The following is a 20,222-nucleotide window of genomic DNA, read 5'->3' as shown; positions in this document are numbered from 1 at the left end:
AAAACCGCATATTTTTCAAAAATGAGCCTGTGGATGGCCCCTTTCGCGTTGTGCGAGGGGAGTTATCCACAGGTTCTTTGCGTGCGCTCGTGCGTTCGCGCGCGTGAGCCTAGGGTAGGGGTATGACGAGCATGACCCCCAACCCCGACCAGAACGCTGTACAGAGCCCTGTGCAGGATAGTGCAGCCCAGCAGGGCGGCACAACTCAGCCGAGCGGTGCGCAGCGTAGCGCCCGCTCCCTGATGAACAGCCTCTACCGCAGCCCGCGCGCCCGCAAGAACGGTGCGCCGGATGCTGAGGACACCGTGCCGCTGGCAATCTCAACTGAGGTAACGCCCGCGGAGGCGCCTGCCGAAGAAACACCTGCCGAGCCCGCGGCATCCCAGCCGGAGTCGAATGGTTGGGCTGACTGGGATCAGCAACCCGATTGGAACGAGGTGGACGACTGGGCGGAGTGGGAGCAGGCTGATCAGCCCGGCACCACCCGCAGTACCCGTTGGGGCTTGTCGCCGCGCGTGCTGCTTCTGGTGGCGGTGTTGGCGTTGGTTGCCGTGGTGTGGGGTGTGACCCAGTTTTCGGCGGCGCCGCGTGCCGAGCAGGTCGCCTCCCCGAGCACTTCCCCGAGTGCTTCCGCTGAGTCGGTGCAGGCGGTGGGTGCCCAGCAGAGCCCCGGTGCTCAGCCTGGCACCCAGTCCACTGCTCAGCCGGGCGCTAACCCGAGTGAATCTGCGCAGGGTGGTGGCGCCTCCGGTGAGACTACCGTGCGAGTGCACGTGGCGGGTGCCGTGAACAATCCCGGCGTGTACACGCTGCCTGCGCAGGGTCGTGCCGTGGATGCGATTGCCGCCGCCTCCGGTGCCGCCGCGGATGCTGACCTGGACCGCGTGAATCTTGCCGGTGCGCTCAGTGACGGGGTGCAGATTTATGTGCCGCATCGTGGTGAGACGGCTGCTCCGGCGCAGATTCAGCCCAACGGTGGCACGGCGAATGCGGGTCAGGCTAACGCGGCGAATGGTGCATCGCAGGGTGGCACTCAGCCTCAGCCTGCGCGCACGCTAATTCCTGCAGGCAGCGCGCAGAAGGGCTCAACCCCGGTGAACATTAACACCGCCACCGCTGAGGAGCTGCAGACCCTGCCGCGTATTGGTCCGGCGATGGCTCAGCGCATTATTGCCTGGCGTGAGGCGCACGGCGGTTTCCGTAGCGTGGATGAGCTGGATGCGGTGCCCGGCATTGGTCCGTCGATGCTGGAGAATCTGCGCCCGCTGGTGACGGTCTAATGCCCCGGCAGAACCGCAGGCCGAATCGCTTGCAGGCAGGGGAGCGGGAACTCTTTCCCGGTTCCTTGCGCCTCACCCGGCGCCTCACCGGGTCGGCGGCTACGGCGTATGACCGTGCCCGCTACCGCTGGAGCATCGGCGCTGAACGGTGGCGTACCCGCCGCGATGAGCAGGAGCTGCGCGCCCAGGGAAGCCTCATTCACCTGGACTTTCGCCTGAGTTTTACGGTGCTGGCACTGTGGGCTTTTACCGCGGCGGCGCTGACCGTGGGCACGTGGCGGGTGGTGCATCCGCTGGCGTGCGTACTTATTGCCCTGCTGGGGTGCCTGGCGATTCTGCTGTTCTTTCCGCCGCGTGCGGTGATGCCCTACATCCTGCTCTTTCGCACGACCGGTCAGCTGGTTTTTCTGGCGTGTATTGTTACGGTTCAGGCGGTGCTTTTGTGTGCTACGGGGGTAGATGCATCCCGCGCCACGCTACAGCAGGCTCAGGGTGCTTCGCTTCGTTTGAATGGCACGGTGGAGCAGGTTCGCCGCGTGGATCCGCGCACTACTCTGGTGGTTATTAAACTGGAGGAAATTCAGGGGCGGAGCGTGCGTGCGCTGGTGAATGAGCGGGTGCGCGTGTACCGGCGTGACGGTTCGGCAAAGAGCACTGCGCAGCGTCTAGAGGCACGTTCGGCGGCGAGTTCGGCGACTCAACAACAGGGGAGCGGCACCGTGCGCTCGCAGGCGATTTATCCAGGCATGAAGGTGACCGCCCTCGGTACGGTGGAATTCAACGGCTCCACGGCGAAGCTGAGCGGCGCGACTATTTTTCCTGCGCCCGCCTACGGTGCCGGATCGAACGCTGTCACCCGGACGGCGGCGGAGCCGTACCTGTCCACGGTCAAGGAGCAGCTGCGCACCCGCGCCTTGGACACTCTCGGCACGGAGTCGGCGGCGCTGGTTTTGGGTACCGCCTACGGGGACGATTCGCTGATGAGTTCCACCGCGCGGGAGGAGTATAAGCTCAGCGGGCTCAGCCATATTACGGCGGTGTCCGGGGCGAATATTGCCATTGTGTTTTTGGGTGCGTACCGGCTGGTGTTGGCGGTTCGTCCGTACCGTTTCGCCAGCGCATACCTGCTGTTCTGTTCCTGGATGCAGCGGTTGCGGGGGAGAGGCGCGGCTCGTTCTCGCCGCCCTGCCCACCCTCAACAACCTACCCCGCCAAACACCTACACCCTGCCGCCGCTCGTGCACCGGTTGAGCACCCTCGCCATTCCGCACCGCGTCATGGTGCTGTGCGGGGTTGCGGCGGTGCTCGCCTACGCCATGCTGCTGGACTCTGAGGGTTCCGTGATTCGTTCCCTCGCCATGGGTCTGCTCGGTGCTTACGCGATGCTGCGCGGTTCGGGTCGCCAGTCTTTGGCGGCGCTGCAAACAACGGTGCTGATCTGTCTGCTTGCCGCCCCGCACCTCGCCGTGGATATGGGGTTCGCCCTGTCGGTGACGGCAACCTCCGCGCTGATTCTGCTGGGCCCTCCGCTGATTCGTCTGCTTATGCGCGTCATGCCGGTGTTCTGTGCGGAAATGCTTGCCGCGCCGATTGTGGCGTCCCTGTGGTGCACTCCGCTGATTTTGGCGATGAGCGGTAAGGTGCCGCTCTACTCGGTTCCGGCGAACCTGATTGCTGCTCCTTTGGCGCCGCTGAGTATGCTCGCCGGGCTGGCGGCGCTCGGATTCATGCTCCTGGGTCTGCCCACTGCGGCGGATGTGTGCCTGCGCGCTGGTGGCCTTGCCGCGCAGGGCATCGAGTGGGCGGCACACACTGCTGCGCACGCGCCGGGTAACCCGTGGGAGCCCGGTTCAAGCGTTCCGGCGGTGGTGTGTAGCGCCCTCTGCGTGCTGGCGTTGAGCGTTGCCCTGTGGTGGGTGGATGCGCGCCGCTACCGTGCGGTCACGCACCGGCAGTATTTGCGGGTGGTACCGCACACTGCGCGCTCCCGTCAGCCCGCCCGTTCCTGACTAGCTAACCCTGGGCATCTACCTTTGACCGACTAACCCTAACCAACGCTAGGAGGCATCTGAGAAGAAAACGCTATGATGGATACTCGAGACTCTACCCGCGCAGCACCCCGTGCGCAGTGGGGCCGAGTTCAGCCCGTACCCTGCAGATAAAGGCGAGTGATAAGCGTGTCCGAGCGTAAGCGTGCAACCCAGCGTGGTGGTTCCCGAGGCTACGCCCGCCGAGGCGGCCCCGCCCTCGACACCGCGTGGCGTACCGTCACCCCGGCACCCGCCGTCATGCTCTACGGCCCCGAGGAGTACTTCGCCTCCCGCGCCGCGGCACGCCTGCGTGAGCTGTTCCGCAGCATCCACCCGGAGGTGGACCGCGTTCAGATTAACGCCGCCACCTACACGGCGGGAGAGCTGATTCTGCACGCTTCGCCCTCCCTGTTCGGTTCGGCAAAGATCATTGAGGTTGAGAACCTCGCCTCCATGAGCGACGAGTTTTTGACCGATACGCTCGCCTACCTGAACGCCCCCGAGCCGGACATCATGCTCATTCTGAACCACTCGGGCGGTAACCGCGGCAAGAAGCTCATCGACCTGGTGCGCTCCCAGTTCGTGCTCATTAACTGCAAGGCGCTCAAGACCGACCGTGAGAAGAGCGAGTTCTTGGCGGGGGAGTTCGCCGCCGCCCAGCGCCCGATTACCGGCGGCGCCTTGGCGTTGCTGACTGCTGCCGCCTCCGACACTGCTGAGCTTGCCGCCGCATGCCAGCAGCTGCTCTCAGACGTGCCCGGCGAAATCACCGAAGAGGCGGTGAACCGCTACTACGGCGGCCGCACCGAAGTCACCGCGTTCCGCGTCAGTGACGCCGCGATTTCCGGTAACGCCCCGGAGGCTCTGCGTCTGCTCCGCCATTCCCTCGCCACCGGCACGGAACCGATTCCGATGCTGGGCGCGCTCGCCATGCGTATCCGCAATATTGCGCGCGTACACCACGTGCGCATGAGCGCTAACGAACTGGCGCGTGAGGTGGGTATGTCACCGTGGCAGGTGGAGCAGGCTCAGCGTGACGGCCGCCGTTTTACCGGCGCCCAGTTGGCGCATATTGTGCAGCTTCTGGCTGATGCGGACGCCCAGCTGAAGGGCGAGTCGCAGGACGCGGTGTATGCGGTGGAGCAGGCTGTTTTGGCAATTGCTCTACCTCCGCGCCTGTAGTGCATAATAGAGCCCATGCTCGAAATTCTGAAGAAAATTTTCTTTGCTCTGCTGCCCTTCCTGCAGAAGGCGGCAGAGGATGCCCTCAACGACGCTACTGCGTCTAAGGGCGGCTCCGAGTCCTCCCAGAAGAGTGAGTCCCGCAAGGATGAATCTCGTCAGCGTGAATCTCGTCAGGGTGAGGCTCATACCTCCAGCTCCTCGGCGCCTAAGCCGAGCGCCCCGAAGTCTTCCTCGGCGCCTAAGCCTTCCGCACCGGCTTCGACCGGCGCATCCGACGGTTCAGATTACCCGGGCGACTACCGCGACATGATTAACTTTGAGTACTCGCCCTCCCTGGACGGCGACGCTGACCCGGGTGAAATCGTGTGGACGTGGGTTCCTTTCGAGGAGGACCACTCGCAGGGTAAGGACCGCCCGGTGCTTCTGGTGGGTCGTGACGGTGAGTACCTGCTGGCGCTGATGATGACCAGCAAGGATCACAATAACCGTGAGCACGCTGATCCGAACTACCTTGATATTGGTTCGGGTCCGTGGGATCCGCAGGGCCGCGCTTCTGAGGTGAAGCTGAACCGTGTGATTCGTGTTCGCCCGGATTCGATGCGCCGTGAGGGTGCGATTATGCCGGAGGATACGTTCCGCCTGATTGAGTGTGCGTGGACTCGCCATAACGGCTAACGCCCTGTGCCGGTAGTTTCACCGGCGACTGGTGCCGATTATCTGCGCCGGATGTGGAGGCTGCGTGTAGCGGTTTTCACAGTATTTTTCTCTCCGCGAGGGTCTGTCGTGGAGGCTGTTCATCTGGTATTATGTGTGGTTGAGTGTCCGATGGTCATCGGGCACTGCTGGCCGGTTGCCAAGGCATCCCCACGCCGCTCAGTCGATGATCGGCCAGCGTCGCCCTCACCGACCAATAAGACAAAACAGAAAGTTTAATTGTGGCTAACATTAAGTCTCAGAAGAAGCGTATCCTCACCAACGAGAAGGCTCGCCTGCGCAACAACATTGTAAAGTCCGAGCTGAAGACCGCGACCCGCAAGGTCAAGGCTGCTGTTGAGGCACAGAACCAGGAAGCTGCTGTTGAGGCTCTGCGTTTTGTGAACCGTAAGCTGGACAAGGCTGTTTCCAAGGGTGTTCTGCACAAGAAGACCGCTGCAAACAAGAAGTCCGGTCTTGCTGCGCTGGTAAATAAGGCTTTCTAAAACTTGCGGGGTACGTGAGTACCTCTCTGGTTTAAGGGCAGAGACCCCCTGTGTTCCCCCTCCTCTAAGGGGAACGCAGGGGGTTTCTTTATCGTGTATACTTGGGCTCAAGGAGTTAAACGACCCCTCTGAAACCCTGAGCCTCACCTATTGGTGTGGCAATAACGCTTGGGCGGCCGCGGCTTTATGCTTCGGTCTAGAAGACACCGGAGGCACCACCGGTTAACTCCTCATAACTTTTGTGAAAGGCATCCTGCTAAGTGGCGGGGTGCCTTTTGCTATACCCGCACGCTGTGGTTTTATGACGCCCAGATTCCCTGCCCAGATTCGGGGAGGCGCCCGCCCGGTGACGAAACCGCTTGCGGGTCGCGTGGAAGCCCGTATAGTGGGAACTATCGGCGGTACCGCACACCGCCCGCGCCTACATGTAGCGCCCTAAGCGGCGTTGCACATAGCGCCGGTGTGGGTACACATTTTTGCATATTATCAGGAGGTTCCCCATGAGTAGCGAGATCGCAGAAGAAGCTTACGATTATCGTGAAGACCCTGAGTATTGGCGTGCTCCGTTCGATTTTACGAAGCCCACGTTTGACGTAAATACTCCGGAGGGGTGGATGCGTGCTGAGTTGATGGGGCGTTCTTTTAATGCTCCGGCTGCGCGCCCCGGTGCCGAATATGAGTGGGGTTTAGCAGAGATTAAGCGTAGGTATGAAGCTAAGGAATTCCCCTTCGACGATAGCGAAGTAACCCTTTTGTATCGTGAGAAGGTAGCTAATGGTGAGTTGCCGGATGTTTATGCTGGCACTCCATACGATTTGGCGCTTTTGCCTTTCTAACATAGTTTCCCTTTCCGCCCGGGGTCTTGGGCGGCATAACCGAATATAGAACATATTTTCTACAACACCACCCACTACACAACCACCGACAGTTCACCGGTAACTTTCCATACACCCCCATGTACCCGGTGAACCGACCACGAGCTAAGGACCAACGATGAGCCAGCCGAACTTCCCACCCGCCCGACTCTTTGACGCTTTCGCCAAGCCCGCCTCCACCGAACAGCCCGCGAAGAAGGGCCTGCTCGGCAAGCTGGGCCTGGGCGAATCCTCCGAGGAGGACAACTACACGACCGTCATGCTGGTCGGTTTCAACTCCGTGAAGGAACCCCCGGGCAACGGTGAGGACGCCCTCGACGTGATTCACCGCGCGTTCGACCCGTGCGATGAGAGCCCCGGCTTCGACATGGACGACTTCTACGACTATGCTTCCGTCGCCCCGCAGCTGCAGAACAGCGACGACTCCGATTCCACGGTTCTGGTGTGGCCCAAGATGTTCTACAACATGGTCACCATCCCGGAGCGCCGCCTGCGCCTGCTCGTGGTGACCGGCCCCGCACCCAGCCTGTGCCTGCGGCGGTTCATGACCCGCTTCTTCAAGTACGTGAAGAAGCTCCACGTGGACCACGCAATCTTCGTTGAGACCTTTGAAGATCAGGTGGCGCACACCCGCCCGTACCCGTACACGCTGACCACTTACGACGAGAAGCTGGCGGCTATCCCCGGTATTCTGCACGAGTACTTCACCGGTTCTACCTCGGTGACGATGGCAATGTCTGCGCTCGCCGCCGAGCACGGCCTGTCCTCCTCGGTCATGCTGCGTATGAGCATCCCGGGGTATCTGAGCTTTGACCAGCAGAACCCGCGCGCAGTCGTGAGCCTGATCGAGGCGCTGGAGGTCATCCTCGGCATTAAGGTCGAGTCTGAGGAGTACGACCGCCTGCGTGCCCACGCTGATGAGTGGGAGGCGGAGCTCGCCGAAGAAATGGCGAAGGACTACGAGAAGGTCGAGCTGGTGCGTGAGATTGAGCAGAAGATGGATTCGACTCTGCGCACTGTCTCCGGCGAAGTGATTGCCGAGGATATTGAGGGCTACCTGGATTCCCTCAGCGGCGCCTCCGAGGGCGTAAATCCTGCCGATGATGGTGCGGATTCCGCGGAGGATTCTTCGGAACGTTAGGTCCGTTCGCACATATGGCGCGGGTATGGGAAAATGATAGGTAACTATGCCCATACCCGCAGCCAGCATCTCGAAAGGATGATGTGATTGGCACCCATGTCGAAGAACCCGCCCGTTCCAGCGGCGACCGACCCCGCGATTATTCGCAACTTCTGCATTATCGCCCACATTGACCACGGTAAGTCCACCCTCGCAGACCGTATGCTGCAGGCCACCGGCGTGGTTGCCCCGCGCGATATGAAGGCGCAGTACCTAGACCGCATGGACATTGAGCGTGAACGCGGTATCACCATTAAGTCCCAGGCTGTGCGCATGCCCTGGGATGTTGACGGCACCTCCTACGCGCTGAACATGATTGACACCCCCGGCCATGTGGACTTCACCTATGAGGTGTCCCGCTCCCTGGCTGCGTGTGAGGGTGCGCTTCTGCTCGTGGACGCCGCCCAGGGTATTGAGGCTCAGACCCTGGCGAACCTGTACCTGGCGATGGAGAACGACCTGACCATCATCCCGGTGCTGAACAAGATTGACCTTCCGGCGGCTCAGCCCGATAAGTACGCTGAGGAGCTGGCGAACCTGATTGGTTGCGAGCCGGACGAGGTTCTGCGCGTATCGGGTAAGACCGGTGAGGGTGTTGAGGCTCTGCTGGACCGTATTGTGGAGGCGATTCCCGCCCCGCAGGGTGACGCATCCGCCCCGGCGCGTGCCATGATTTTTGACTCGGTGTACGACTCCTACCGCGGCGTGGTCACCTATGTGCGTGTTGTGGACGGTAGCCTGCAGCCGCGTCAGAAGATTAAGATGATGTCCACCGGCGCTGAGCATGACCTGCTTGAAATCGGCGTGATTTCCCCTGAGCCCGTCCCGTCGAAGGGCCTGGGCGTGGGCGAGGTGGGTTACCTCATCACCGGTGTGAAGGACGTCCGTCAGTCCCGTGTGGGTGATACCGTCACCTCCGCCGCGAAGCCTGCGCAGGAGTCCCTGGGCGGTTACGAGGACCCCAAGCCGATGGTGTTCTCTGGCCTGTTCCCGATTGACGGTTCGGACTACCCGGCGCTGCGTGACGCGCTGGATAAGCTGAAGCTCAACGATGCCGCGCTGATTTACGAGCCGGAGACTTCTGCTGCTCTGGGCTTCGGTTTCCGCTGTGGCTTCCTGGGTCTGCTGCACCTGGAGATTGTGCGTGAGCGCCTGGAACGCGAGTTCAACCTGGACCTGATTTCGACCGCTCCGAACGTTATTTACGACGTGGTGGATGAGGCTGGTAACGCTAAGCGCGTGACCAACCCGAGCGAGTTCCCCGAGGGTAAGGTCGCGACAATTCGCGAGCCCATGGTGGCGTGTACGATTATTGCCCCGAGCGAGTACATTGGCGCGATTATGGAGCTGTGCCAGGCTCGCCGCGGCCAGATTGGCGGCATGGATTACCTCTCCGAGGATCGTGTGGAGATGCGTTACCGCCTGCCCCTGGCAGAGATCGTGTTCGACTTCTTCGATCAGTTGAAGTCCCGTACCCGCGGTTACGCGTCGCTGGACTGGAAGTTCGACGGTGAGGAAGAGGCTGACCTGGTGAAGGTCGACATCCTGCTGCAGGGTGAGAAGGTGGATGCGTTCAGCGCCATTACTCACCGCGATAAGGCGTACTCGTACGGCCTGATGATGACTTCTAAGCTGCGTGAGCTGATTCCTCGTCAGCAGTTTGAGGTGCCGATTCAGGCGGCTATCGGTTCGCGTATTATTGCCCGCGAGAATATTCGCGCGATGCGTAAGGACGTTCTTTCGAAGTGTTACGGTGGCGATATTTCGCGTAAGCGTAAGCTGCTGGAGAAGCAGAAGGAAGGCAAGAAGCGCATGAAGATGGTTGGTCGTGTGGAGGTTCCTCAGGAAGCCTTCATTGCGGCACTGTCTTCGAGCGAGGAGAAGGAAAAGAAGAAGTAGCCTTTCGCTGCTGTAGCTTTTCCGGCTGTGTGCTGACCTGTTGATTGTGGAGAACCCGGCTGGTGCCTCGTGTACCGCCGGGTTCTCTGCACGCTGTCTGTTGATACTACCCGCCTGCTGATACTACCCGCGTAGCCGCATGCGCGGTGCCCATATTTGATCCCCCCGACCTCTACACCTAGTTCCAGGAGGCAGAATGCCCGCCCAGCCCACCGGCGCCCCCGCACCCCGCGACGGGCGCATCCCCGCCACCAGCGCGGCAGGATGCGAAACCCGCGACTTCAGCCTCTACGTACACATCCCCTTCTGCTCCGTACGCTGCGGCTACTGCGACTTCAACACCTACGCCACCGAAGACTTCGGCGACGGCATCGGCCTCGGCACCTACGCCGACGACGCCATCGCAGAAATCCTCTTCGCCGCCCGCACCCTCGAAGCCTCCGGCGTCGCAAAACGCCCCATGCACACCGTCTTCTTCGGAGGTGGCACCCCCACCAAACTGCCCGCCCGCGACCTCGTACGCATCCTGCAGGCAGCCATCGACGTATTCGGCCTCGTCGAGGGTGCAGAAGTCACCACCGAAGCGAACCCCGACTCCGTCACCCGCGAAGACCTGCAAACCCTCAAGGACGGTGGCTTCACCCGCGTCTCCTTCGGCATGCAATCCGTCGTCCCCGAGGTGCTACAGGTACTCGACCGCACCCACATACCCTCCAACGTGCCGAAGGTCGTCGCCTGGGCCAAGGAGGTCGGCCTGCAGGTGTCCGTGGACCTGATTTACGGTTCGCCGGGGGAGAGCCAGCAGCAGTGGGAGCAAAGTGTTCGCGCCGCAATTTCCTACGAGCCGGACCATATTTCCGCGTACTCTCTGATCGTGGAGGACGGCACCAAGCTTGCCGCGCAGATCCGCCGTGGCGAATACACCATGCCCGATGAAGACCTCATGGCGGATATGTACCTGCTCGCCGAGGAGCTACTCACCGAAGCCGGCTACAACTGGTACGAGGTCTCCAACTACTCGCGCAGCGCGGACACTCGCAGCGACCACAACCTCGCCTACTGGCGCAACCAGGACTGGTGGGGCATTGGCCCCGGCGCGCACTCGCACGTGAACGGTACCCGCTGGTGGAACGTGAAGCACCCGGTGCCCTACGCGCAGAAGGTGCGTGCGGGGGAGTCCCCGGCGGCGGCACGTGAGGTGCTGGAGACCGCCACCCGTGCTTTTGAGACGATTATGCTCATGATCCGTGTGCGTGAGGGTTTGGCGATGCGCGAGCTGCTCGCGGTGCACGATGAGGCGCAGCTGGGCGCCTCGTTGCGCTGGCTAGTTTCTCAAGCTCTGATTGAGCCTGATGCTTTGAATTCTCAAGCTGAACCTGACCCTGAAGCCCACGTGCGACTGACCCTCAAGGGGCGACTTCTGGGCGACGCTGTGACCCGTGAGCTGCTCCCGGAGGTCTCTGAAGAGCACTAGAAATACCTGCTTGATTAGGGGCTTTTCAGCTGGAGCTGTGTCTTGGCTCAGATCTGGTTCAACTTCATTTGCCCCTTGTCTCTGCCGCCGCCTGCACGCGGCGTGCACCCCGGTATTGCCGTAATATTTCGGTGATTTCGGGGTGTTTTTGTGGGTTCAGAAAAACTTTTAAAAAATTTTTTCGGGTCTGTTTGGAGGGACTTTGGGGGAGCATCACACCTTACACCGGTGTGCTAATTGTTCGCATTTGTGCTGGACTAGCCGAAAGAATTTTCCACTCCTTCATGCCGCTTTTGGGATGCGTATTTTTCGATTACTTTCCTTAGAAAAAATTCTCCAAAACACCCAATTTCAAGTTGTGGTTGAAGGTTACGCTGTGCCATAATAGGTCATGGCAGGACGGTATATGTCTAACAGCGTGTTCTCGTCTTTGCTGAAGTTGAGTGAATACGGTTGTGGGCTCCTGGTAACAGGGGCCCACGATCGTTTAACAACGATTATCTACAGCACCATTCGGTAGAGTTTGCAGCAATTCACGCGCACTAGGCAAAGAAGCCCCACTTAAACGTAGAACGCCCCGCACACAACGTGCGGGGCGTTCATCGTAAAAGTTATCAGCGCGGTTCTGAGACAGCGCGGTTTAGGACCGGCAGTTCTTAGGACTCTGCGGATTCTGCGTTCTCGGTGGAGTAGAAGCGGTCCAGCAGGCGCGGGTTCATACGGTAGCTGTACGGCTCACCGCGATTCACCTCAATACCGGCACGCAGCGACGCAATAGCCATGAACAGCCACACGAGCGCACCTAGAACCATGGCAATGTTGCCCATGCCGGGCAGGAACGACACGACCCACAGCGCCACCAGAGCAATGGAGGGCAGGAGGGTGAAGTTCATTGCCTCGCGAGCCTCCTGCTCAGCGAAGGGCGCGTTATTGCGGCTGACGTAGAAAACCGCAGCGGAAGGGATGATGCCGAGAATGCCGCCGAAATGCGCGAAAGTCGCACGGTTGCGGTCCTGAATCACGCTAATCTTACGGGTTTTCTGAGGCCCGGTTGCCGGGCGAACATCGTTAGTCACGAAAATCCTGGTTCGATAGAAGTTTCTTGTGGTGATCACCTAAGCCGGTGGAAATACCCTCCGAAGAGGCAAATCGTTTGAGCGGTGGTGACCCAGAGTGTAGTGAGGGTGCAACATAAACCCACAGGGGCAATGCCACACGCTCAACTATTGTACCGCTTTAGGGAACAAAACCCACAGGATAATGCCCTCGAGGGAAAGGTTCTGAGCAAATTCACACCTGCGCCCGCAGACGGGGGCGCAATAGCGGGTTTCCGTGTGGTTAGGCACCCGGTTCGGTGAGAAAATCGATGAGCGATTCAACCGGACCGAGCAGCGTCGGATCCAGGTCAGCGTATGAGTCAACGCGGGAGAGAATGTGCTTCCATGCCTGCGCCACATCCGCCTGCGTTTCGTGCGGCTGACCCAGACGACGCAGTGTGCCCTTCTTGAAATCCTCACCGCGCGGCACCTGCGGCCACACCTTCAAACCCAGCACCGACGGCTTGACCGCCTGCCAAATATCGATGAACGGGTGGCCCACGATCTTCACATGCCCGGCGGCACCCGGCACAGCCATCGCATCCGCAACAATGCGCTGCTCCTTCGTGCCCTCAATCAGGTGGTCGACCAGAATACCCAGGCGGCGGCCCGGGCCCGGCGCGAACTCACGAATAGCGCCGGCAAGATCATCCACGCCGTGCAGCGGCTCCACAACAATGCCCTCAACGCGCAGATCGTGGCCCCAGACCTTCTCCACGAGCTCGGCGTCGTGCAGACCTTCAACCCAGATGCGGGAGGCGCGCGCCACCCGAGCCGGGGCGTTCTTCACCGCAATAGAACCGGAACGAGAAATCGTGCGCTTCGGCTCCTTTGCCGCCACCGGAGCGACAATCTCAACGGGCTCACCCTCAATCAGGTAGCCCGGACCCAACGGGAAATTCTTCACGCGACCCTTCGCATCCTCGAGTCCGAAGAACAGGGCACCGCCGATGCGTTCAGCCTTCACGACCTCACCCACCCAGCCGTTAATATCCTCAATCAGCAGGCCGCGGCGCAGCGGCACCTTACGCGGGGCCGGCGCCTGACGGCTCATGCGGGCGGCGTTTAGATCCTGGGCACCCCAGCTGTAGGGGGAGTGGTGGGTACTCAACGTATTCTCCTTTGGGGCGGTAGGGGTGAAAATCGCAATAGGACTACGGAGCCGATTTCAGGGGCACACGCACCGCAGATTAAGCGGATAGCGGGAGCGACCCCCATTCAGCCTAGCCATTGTATCGGGTCGGGGGTAGTATCCCCTAGAATTGATACGACCATTATTGGCGGTGCACTCATCGAGCACCGCCATCGTCTCGAGAGGAAGGAAACGCATGAGCCACTACGATACTCTCGGCGTATCGAACGACGCCAGCCCCGAAGAGATCAAGAAGGCGTACCGAAAGAAGGCACGCCAGCTGCACCCGGACGTGAACCCCTCCGAGGACGCAGCCGAAGAATTCAAGCGCGTCACCCTCGCCTACGAGGTGCTCTCCGACCCCGAAAAGCGCCGCAACTATGACACCACCGGCGACGAACAGGGCCGCGCAGGCTACCCCGGAGGCGGCGGCTACCCGGGCGGCGGATTCAGCGGCTTCGGCGGTTTCGAGGACCTGCTGAACATGTTCACCGGCGGCGCGGCAGGTGCCCGCGGCCCCGCATCCCGCATGCGTCAAGGCCAGGACGACCTGATTACCGTCTCCATCAGCCTGCAGGACGCCGTGTTCGGTGTTGAGAAGACCATTGAGCGTCGCTCCGCCGTGACCTGCAAGTCCTGTAACGGCGAAGGCACCGCAGAGGGCACCCAGCCCGAAACCTGCACCACCTGCTCCGGTCACGGTTTCATGCAGCGCCGCGTGCAGTCCATCCTCGGTACCGTCATGCAGCAGGTCGAATGCCCCGACTGCCACGGCTACGGCACCGTCATCAAGACCCCCTGCCCTGAATGTCACGGTCAGGGCCGAGTACGTGAAGACGTGCCGCTGACCTTCAACGTTCCCGCCGGCGTGCACGACCAGGCGCGTATCCGCCTGCGCGGCAAGGGCGAGGCAGGCCTGTACGGTGGCCCCAACGGCGACCTGTACATTGACCTGAACGTCAAGCGCGACAAGTACTTCAGCCGCGAGGGCGACAATCTGGTTACCACCGTGAACATCCCCATGGTTGCGGCGGCACTGGGCACCACCATCCCGCTGAAGACCTTCGACGGCGACCAGGAAGTTGCGATCCCCGCAGGCACTCAGAGCGGTGACGTGATCACCCTCAACGGCCTGGGCGCAACCGTGCTCGGCACCGAGCGTCGCGGCGACCTGCTGGTGCGTATCCAGGTGGTCACCCCCACCGACATGACCGAAGAACAGCGTGAACTGCTGCGCCAGTTCGCCGCCCTGCGCGGTGAATCCCTCACCGAGGGTTCGCAGGTCAAGCACCGCGGCGGTCTCTTCTCCCGCCTGAAGGACCAGTTTAAGTAGGATTCCTACACCAAGCTGAGGATGCGGCGGGTGCGGTACTCACCCCGCACCCGCCGCATTCCTGTCAGCACTGCTGTCAGCGCTGCGCTGTACGCGCCCGCGCTAAGCAGCACACCTATTTCACACGCCACCCGCACACTACCCACGCTTTTAAACCGCACCTCAAGGAGAACCATGAGCGCCCCCATCTTCTACATCAGCACGGAAGAATACGACGCACTCACCCCCGGCGCCACCTGCGCGCTTAGCGGTTCCGAAGGCAAGCACGCCCTCGTCAAGCGCCTTGAGCTTGGCGAACGCATCGACCTGGGTGACGGCACCGGCCGCCGCGCACTCGGTACGGTCGCCTCCATTAATGCGGACGGCGTGAGCGTGCAGGTGCAGGAGCTACGCGAGGAACGCAGCGTGCCCTCCATCTACCTGGTGCAGGCGCTCGCGAAGGACGGCCGCGACCTGCTCGCCATCGAAACCGCCACCGAGCTGGGCGTGTACGGTGTGCTTCCGTGGAGCGCGGACCGCTCCATCGTGCGCTGGAAGGGGGAGCGCGCCTCCAAGGCACACACCAAGTGGCAGAACACTGTCACCGCCGCGCGCTCATTCCCGAAGTGTACGACCTGTACAGCACCGCCGACCTGGTGGAACTCATTGAAGAAGTTGCTGGGGAGGGTTCTGAGCAGTCCGCCGCCGTGTTCATCCTGCATGAGCAGGCGACCGAACGCCTCAGCGCCCTGGTATGCAAGCTTGTAGAGGCAGAGAACCTGCCCGAAGAGATCTACCTGCTCGTCGGCCCCGAAGGCGGCATCAGCGACCGCGAAGTGCAGCTCTTCACCGACGCCGGCGCGCAACTGGCACTACTCGGCGATGAGGTGCTGCGTTCCTCCACCGCTGGCTCTGCCGCCATGTGCACCCTGAACGTGGTGCTGGGCCGCTGGTAGAGCGCCCGCTACTGGATTCCCTCCGATAGAACCTAGCTGACAGGAATCCAACTGACAGGCATCCACCAGGGCGTGGTGCATCACGCGCATCTATACTTGTAAATACATCACTAGCCAAGGAGCCCATATGACTACCTCCCGACCTCTCTCGACCGCGCGCACCGTATCCTTCAAGAGCGCCGCAGAAATGATCGCCGTGCTCGGCCCGCAGGACGCGCACCTGGCAATTATCGAGGACTACTTCGAGCAGATTAGCCTGCGCCCCAAAGACCTGGACGTGCTCATCACCGGCCCCTCCGAGGCCGTCAACACCGCCGCAAAGCTGCTGAACGAGCTGCGCGTGCTCTCCAGCCACGACACACAGATTACCGTGCAGGTCATTCACCGCCTCATGGGCATGCTCGGCGACGAACTGAGCAACCCGGCGCACTCGCTGTCCACCAGCATCCTCTCCACCCGCGGCACCACGATTCGCCCCAAGACCATTAACCAGAAGAAGTACGTGGACGCTATCGACGCGAACACCGTCATCTTCGGTATCGGCCCGGCGGGTACCGGTAAGACCTACCTCGCCATGGCGAAGGCAGTGCAGGCGCTGCAGACCCACGAAGTGAACCGCATTATCCTCACCCGCCCCGCCGTGGAGGCTGGCGAGCGTCTGGGCTTCCTGCCCGGCACCCTCAACGAGAAGATCGACCCGTACCTGCGACCGCTCTACGACGCGCTGCACGACATGCTCGAACCCGAAACCATCCCCAAGCTCATGGAGGCGGGCACCATCGAGGTCGCACCGCTGGCGTACATGCGTGGCCGTACCCTCAACGACGCATTCATCATCCTTGACGAGGCGCAGAACACCACCGCCGAGCAGATGAAAATGTTCCTGACCCGCCTGGGCTTCGGCTCGAAGATGGTCATTACCGGTGACATCACCCAGATTGACCTGCCCGGTGGCGCCGCCTCCGGCCTGAAGCAGGTGCGCAACATTCTGCAGGGTGTGGAGGATATTCACTTCAGCATCCTGGAATCCTCTGACGTGGTTCGCCACACCCTGGTGTCGAACATTGTGTCCGCCTACGACCAGTGGGGCGAAGACCAGAAGGCAATGGAACGCAAGCGCAACCGCAAGGTCAAGCGCGCCACCATCGAGGCCGCAGCCGAGAAGTTGCTGGACCGCGCCGGCATCAACGGCGGCTCCGAAAAGAACGCCGAGAACAACTCCGACAACGCACAGACCACCCCGGAAGGACGCTAAACGGTGGCAGAGATCGAATTCGACTGTGAAGAACCCGCAACCGGTGCCGACCCGGCAACCGACGCCTTCATCCGCGAATCTTTCGAAGCGGTAGACACCGAGGTGCTCACCCGCCTCGTCGAGCACGCCTTCAAACGCATGCACCTTGCCGATGACACCTACCTGTCCATCGCCATTGTGAACGAAGACGAAATGGAACGCGTGCACATCGAATGGATGGACCTGCCCGGCGCAACCGACGTGATGAGCTTCCCCATGGACGAGCTGGAACCGGGGACCCCCGAAAACCCCTCCAGCGGCATGCTCGGCGACATCATCCTCTGCCCGCCCGTCGCCGCACGTCAGGGCGCAGACGCGGGTCACAGCACCCTGGACGAGCTGTGCCTGCTCACCACCCACGGCATTCTGCACTGCCTCGGCTACGACCACGGCACCGCCGAAGAGGAAGCTGAAATGTTCGGCATTCAGCGGTCCATCCTCGAAGAGTTCCTGGGCCGCCCGGCACCGGTCGAAACCCGACACTAGGGGAGCGGCGTGGACATTCTACTCACAGCCCTCCTCGCCGTTCTCGCGCTCTGCCTGACCGTGGTCGCGGCAATCGCCGAAACCGCGTTCACCTACCTGCCGCACAACGAGGCTGAGGAAGCAGTGGAGGCACACCCGGACACCCTCGGTGCGCGCGTCCTGCAGCGCACCCTCGACGGTGACTCCGAAGCGTACACGCACCCGCTACGCCTGACCCGCCTCATTGCCGCCGCCGCCGCGGTGCTCGCCACCATGACCTGCCTGCTGAACCTGGTCGAGGTGCACGCGCTCGCCGTCGTGCTGACCCTCGTGATTGTTGCGCTGGTGGGCTACCCGATTCTGCACGTGCTGGCGCGTGCTCTGGGTCGTAACCGCCCGGTCACGTCGATTCGTGTGCTGGCTCGCCCGGTGCACTACCTGTCGGTTCTGCTGAGCCCGGCGACCGGTCTGCTCGATAAGCTCAGTGTGCGCCTGGCGCCGGAACGTTCGGCTGAGGCCCCGGTGGGCGTGTTCGATGAGGAGGAGCTGCGCGAGTTCCTGGACCGCGCCTCCGACGCTGAAACCATCGAGGACGACGAGGCGCAGATGGTGCAGTCCGTCTTTGAGATGGACGATACCCGCATCCGTTCACTCATGGTTCCGCGCACCGACATGCTCACCGCTAGCCGCGACACCACGTTGCGTGAGGCGCTGAGCCTGTTCCTGCGTTCGGGTTATTCGCGTATGCCGGTGATTGGTGATTCGAGCGATGAGATTCTGGGCGTGCTCTACCTGAAGGACGCGATGCGCGCCTTCATCCTGCACGGTGAGGCCCCCGAAGGTACCGCCCTGCCGACCGTGGTTGAGCTGATGCGCCCGGCTCGTTTTGAGCCCGAGTCGAAGCGCGCCATGGACCTGCTGCGTGAGATGCAGCGCGAGTCCACGCACGTGGCGATCATTGTTGATGAGTACGGCGGCACCGCCGGTCTGATCACGCTTGAGGACCTGATTGAGGAGCTGGTCGGTGACATTTCTGATGAGTACGACCATGAGCGCCCCGAGTACACGCTGAACGATGACGGCACGTTCCGTCTCTCTGCCCGTCTGGGTATTGATGAGCTGGGCGAGATTTTCGGTCGTGAACTCGACGATGAAGATGTTGATACGGTGGGCGGTCTGCTCGCTAAGCATCTGGGTATGGTGCCGATTGTCGGTTCTGAGATTGAGATTGACGGTATTCATATTCGTGCGATTGGTTCGTCGGGCCGCCGCCACCAGGTGGATATGCTGCAGGCGTGGTATGAGCCGCCTCGTGATGAGCAGCAGACCGCTGAAGGTTCCTCTGCGTCTTCCTCGGAGCCTAATTCCGCGGAGGTTGCTGACATCCTCACCGTGGATACGGAGCCTCCCGCTGTGGCTGAGCCGCACGCGCATCCGGATCTTCCGGGAGATATTGCAGAGGCTGAGCCGGCAATCGATCAGCACGGCAACCGCTAGACATCGAACATAGACGCCGCAATTTCCCTAACACACTTTGAGTCGGCCGCCCCGCCCCGGAAGGCGCAGGCAGATGAGGCTGGCATCCCATACACCCCGCACGGGGTTTGATAAGGAGAAACACAATGGACCAGGAGTACACCCCGCTCGATTTGAGCACTCTGGACTTGAGCACCCCGCTGCCGACCTACCCGGCGGATTTCCGTTCGGGCTTCGCGTCGCTGGTGGGCCGCCCGAATGCGGGTAAGTCTACTCTGACGAACGCTATGGTCGGTCAGAAGGTGGCTATCACCTCGAACCGTCCGCAGACGACCCGCCACACGATCCGCGGTATTGTGCACAAGGACGAGTACCAGCTGATTCTGGTGGACACCCCGGGTATTCACCGCCCCCGCACTCTGCTGGGTGAGCGTCTGAACGACCTGGTGGCAAGCACCCTTTCGCAGGTGGATGTGCTGGGCTTCTGCATTCCGGCGAATGAGAAGATTGGCCCGGGTGACCGTTACATTGCGTCGCAGCTGGTGGCGTCGAGCAATAAGCCGGTGGTTGCTATTGTGACGAAGGCTGACACTGTGAGCTCTGAGGAGCTGCGTGAGCAGCTGCTGGCTGTTGAGGCGCTCGGCGAGGAGGTCATGAGCGCTGAGCGTGCGGCTCGTGCTAAGCGTGCCGCGCATCGTGCGAAGCAGAAGGGTAAGGGCCCCAAGGGTAAGGGCGGCAAGAATGATGCTGTGCCTTTCGCGAAGGGTTCGGGTCCTGCGGCTAAGCGCCATGCCGGTGAGGTTGCTGAGCCGATGCCGGTTGACGGTAAGGGCGGCTGGGCTGCGATTATCCCGGTGTCTGCTGTGAAGCATTTCCAGGTGGATGCGGTTGCTGACCTGCTGGCGCAGTACACTCCGCTGTCGCCGCCGCTGTACCCGGACGGTGAGCTGACCGATGAGCCAGAAGCAACCCTCATCGCGGAGCTCGTGCGTGAAGCGGCACTGGAGGGTGCGCGTGAGGAGCTGCCCCACTCGATTGCTGTGACGGTTGAGGAGATGGAGTTCCGTGAGGGCCGCCCGGAGGATAACCCGCTGCTGGATGTGCACGTGAACCTGTATGTGGAGCGTGAGTCGCAGAAGTACATCATTATCGGTAAGGGCGGCTCGAACCTGCGCAAGATTGGTACGAAGGCTCGTGAGCAGATTGAGGCGATGCTCGGTACCCGCATTTACCTGAATATTCATGTGAAGGTTGCGAAGGAATGGCAGTCTGACGCGCGTGCGTTGAATCGCCTGGGATTCTAGTAGTTTTCCTGAGCGCATCGCCCAGAGAATTTGCGCTGAGAGGTCACCCCGAAAGGTGGCCCTG

General features: G+C 61.5%; 16 protein-coding genes and 1 pseudogene. 15 read left to right on the top strand and 2 right to left on the bottom strand.

Annotation, left to right across the window (positions count from 1 at the left end):
- Positions 1-122: 122 nt before the first annotated feature.
- The 9 genes from HMPREF2884_RS06875 (at position 123) to hemW (ending at position 11,122) form a co-directional block, all read left to right on the top strand.
- Positions 123-1,280 (top strand): ComEA family DNA-binding protein, encoded by a 1,158-nt coding sequence (locus HMPREF2884_RS06875; protein WP_070616372.1) that lies wholly within the window; start codon positions 123-125, stop codon positions 1,278-1,280.
- A gap of 65 nt (positions 1,281-1,345) precedes the next feature.
- Positions 1,346-3,289 carry a ComEC/Rec2 family competence protein gene (locus tag HMPREF2884_RS06870; protein WP_246827941.1) on the top strand — a complete coding sequence of 648 codons (1,944 nt, stop codon included), beginning with the start codon at positions 1,346-1,348 and terminating at the stop codon, positions 3,287-3,289.
- A gap of 168 nt (positions 3,290-3,457) precedes the next feature.
- The gene (gene holA, locus HMPREF2884_RS06865) at positions 3,458-4,492 is read left to right on the top strand and encodes a DNA polymerase III subunit delta (protein WP_070616370.1); all 1,035 of its coding nucleotides are present in this window, start codon (positions 3,458-3,460) and stop codon (positions 4,490-4,492) included.
- 15 nt (positions 4,493-4,507) lie between these two features.
- Positions 4,508-5,170 carry a type II toxin-antitoxin system PemK/MazF family toxin gene (locus HMPREF2884_RS06860; protein WP_049356901.1) on the top strand — a complete coding sequence of 221 codons (663 nt, stop codon included), beginning with the start codon at positions 4,508-4,510 and terminating at the stop codon, positions 5,168-5,170.
- Positions 5,171-5,430: 260 nt separating this feature from the next.
- Entirely contained in the window at positions 5,431-5,694 is a 264-nt protein-coding gene (rpsT, locus tag HMPREF2884_RS06855; protein ID WP_005505969.1) for a 30S ribosomal protein S20, read from the top strand.
- 500 nt (positions 5,695-6,194) lie between these two features.
- Positions 6,195-6,530, top strand: a complete 336-nt coding sequence (locus tag HMPREF2884_RS06850; RefSeq protein WP_049341900.1) for a hypothetical protein — start codon at positions 6,195-6,197, stop codon at positions 6,528-6,530.
- A gap of 157 nt (positions 6,531-6,687) precedes the next feature.
- Positions 6,688-7,710: a PAC2 family protein gene (locus HMPREF2884_RS06845; protein ID WP_070616369.1), complete on the top strand. Its 1,023-nt coding sequence runs from the start codon at positions 6,688-6,690 to the stop codon at positions 7,708-7,710.
- A gap of 96 nt (positions 7,711-7,806) precedes the next feature.
- Positions 7,807-9,648: a translation elongation factor 4 gene (gene lepA / locus HMPREF2884_RS06840; RefSeq protein ID WP_371260001.1), complete on the top strand. Its 1,842-nt coding sequence runs from the start codon at positions 7,807-7,809 to the stop codon at positions 9,646-9,648.
- Positions 9,649-9,844: 196 nt separating this feature from the next.
- On the top strand, positions 9,845-11,122 hold the full coding sequence (gene hemW / locus HMPREF2884_RS06835; protein WP_070616368.1) for a radical SAM family heme chaperone HemW: 1,278 nt from the start codon (positions 9,845-9,847) through the stop codon (positions 11,120-11,122).
- A gap of 656 nt (positions 11,123-11,778) precedes the next feature.
- Here hemW and HMPREF2884_RS06830 read toward each other — a convergent pair.
- Positions 11,779-12,198, bottom strand: a complete 420-nt coding sequence (locus HMPREF2884_RS06830; protein ID WP_005508694.1) for a DUF4870 domain-containing protein — start codon at positions 12,196-12,198, stop codon at positions 11,779-11,781.
- A 262-nt stretch (positions 12,199-12,460) separates the two neighbouring features.
- Positions 12,461-13,330 carry a DUF3097 domain-containing protein gene (locus HMPREF2884_RS06825; RefSeq protein ID WP_070616367.1) on the bottom strand — a complete coding sequence of 290 codons (870 nt, stop codon included), beginning with the start codon at positions 13,328-13,330 and terminating at the stop codon, positions 12,461-12,463.
- Between the two features lie 217 nt (positions 13,331-13,547).
- On the opposite strand from HMPREF2884_RS06825, the gene dnaJ reads away from it, so the two are divergent.
- The 6 genes and pseudogenes from dnaJ (at position 13,548) to HMPREF2884_RS06795 (ending at position 20,158) form a co-directional block, all read left to right on the top strand.
- Positions 13,548-14,684 (top strand): molecular chaperone DnaJ, encoded by a 1,137-nt coding sequence (dnaJ, locus tag HMPREF2884_RS06820; protein WP_049337409.1) that lies wholly within the window; start codon positions 13,548-13,550, stop codon positions 14,682-14,684.
- 21 nt (positions 14,685-14,705) lie between these two features.
- Positions 14,706-15,619, top strand: a pseudogene (locus HMPREF2884_RS06815) (16S rRNA (uracil(1498)-N(3))-methyltransferase).
- Positions 15,620-15,746: 127 nt separating this feature from the next.
- Positions 15,747-16,874 (top strand): PhoH family protein, encoded by a 1,128-nt coding sequence (locus HMPREF2884_RS06810; protein ID WP_070616366.1) that lies wholly within the window; start codon positions 15,747-15,749, stop codon positions 16,872-16,874.
- Positions 16,875-16,877: 3 nt separating this feature from the next.
- A complete protein-coding gene (gene ybeY, locus HMPREF2884_RS06805) occupies positions 16,878-17,399 on the top strand; it encodes an rRNA maturation RNase YbeY (protein WP_005505992.1) in 522 nt (173 codons plus the stop codon).
- Between the two features lie 9 nt (positions 17,400-17,408).
- A complete protein-coding gene (locus tag HMPREF2884_RS06800; protein ID WP_070616365.1) occupies positions 17,409-18,875 on the top strand; it encodes a hemolysin family protein in 1,467 nt (488 codons plus the stop codon).
- 125 nt (positions 18,876-19,000) lie between these two features.
- Positions 19,001-20,158, top strand: coding sequence for a GTPase Era (locus tag HMPREF2884_RS06795; RefSeq protein WP_210398947.1), 1,158 nt, complete (start codon positions 19,001-19,003; stop codon positions 20,156-20,158).
- The last annotated feature ends 64 nt before the right edge of the window (positions 20,159-20,222 follow it).

The organism is Rothia sp. HMSC073B08, from assembly GCF_001812975.1.
Classification (GTDB): domain Bacteria; phylum Actinomycetota; class Actinomycetes; order Actinomycetales; family Micrococcaceae; genus Rothia; species Rothia mucilaginosa.
This window is presented reverse-complemented; position numbering and strand designations above follow the sequence as displayed.

Coding starts and splice junctions, on each gene's coding strand:
- HMPREF2884_RS06875 (WP_070616372.1), top strand. CDS start 123: ATGACGAGCATGACCCCCAACCCCGACCAGAACGCTGTACAGAGCCCT.
- HMPREF2884_RS06860 (WP_049356901.1), top strand. CDS start 4,508: ATGCTCGAAATTCTGAAGAAAATTTTCTTTGCTCTGCTGCCCTTCCTG.
- HMPREF2884_RS06850 (WP_049341900.1), top strand. CDS start 6,195: ATGAGTAGCGAGATCGCAGAAGAAGCTTACGATTATCGTGAAGACCCT.
- HMPREF2884_RS06845 (WP_070616369.1), top strand. CDS start 6,688: ATGAGCCAGCCGAACTTCCCACCCGCCCGACTCTTTGACGCTTTCGCC.
- lepA (WP_371260001.1), top strand. CDS start 7,807: ATGTCGAAGAACCCGCCCGTTCCAGCGGCGACCGACCCCGCGATTATT.
- hemW (WP_070616368.1), top strand. CDS start 9,845: ATGCCCGCCCAGCCCACCGGCGCCCCCGCACCCCGCGACGGGCGCATC.
- dnaJ (WP_049337409.1), top strand. CDS start 13,548: ATGAGCCACTACGATACTCTCGGCGTATCGAACGACGCCAGCCCCGAA.
- HMPREF2884_RS06810 (WP_070616366.1), top strand. CDS start 15,747: ATGACTACCTCCCGACCTCTCTCGACCGCGCGCACCGTATCCTTCAAG.
- HMPREF2884_RS06795 (WP_210398947.1), top strand. CDS start 19,001: ATGGACCAGGAGTACACCCCGCTCGATTTGAGCACTCTGGACTTGAGC.